The organism is Aphanothece microscopica RSMan92 (genome assembly GCF_046613545.2).
GTDB lineage: Bacteria > Cyanobacteriota > Cyanobacteriia > PCC-6307 > Cyanobiaceae > NIES-981.
The window spans coordinates 1-428 of the sequence record NZ_JBKKKY020000581.1 but is presented as its reverse complement, the minus strand read 5'-3'; the positions used below and the strand labels follow the sequence as shown (position 1 = coordinate 428).

The 428-nt window shown below is 75.2% G+C and carries 1 pseudogene; it reads right to left on the bottom strand.

The features are described from left to right. Nucleotides 1–388, bottom strand: a pseudogene (locus ACLD7X_RS19145) (hypothetical protein); the annotation flags it as partial. Between the last annotated feature and the right edge of the window lie 40 nt (nucleotides 389–428).

Genomic DNA, 428 nt, shown 5'->3' with positions numbered 1-428 from the left:
GGTTGGTCTGGCCGGCGATGTCACCGATCAGCCGCACCACGTCGCCGATCCGCGCCGCCGCGTGGGACAGGCCCGTCACCGTTTCATCCGTCGCCCGCGTCTCCGCCACCGCATCGCCCGCGGCGGCGGCGGCCTGCGCCACCTGGCGGGCGATCTCCTCGACGCTGGCGGCCATCTCCTCGGACGCGGCGGCGACGGATTGCACGTCGCGATGCGCGCTCTCACCGGCCGCGGCGACGGCCGCCGCCTCCGCGCCCGATGTCTCGGCCGCCACCGAGAGTGATCCGGCCGAGGCCTGGAGCCGTTCCGCGCTGGCCGCCACGGCTTCCACCACCGCGCCCACCTCCGTCTCGAAGGTATCGGCCAGGCGGACCTTCTCCGTCGTCACCTGCCAGCTCAGCATCGTCCCCGCATGGGCGCCGCCGGCG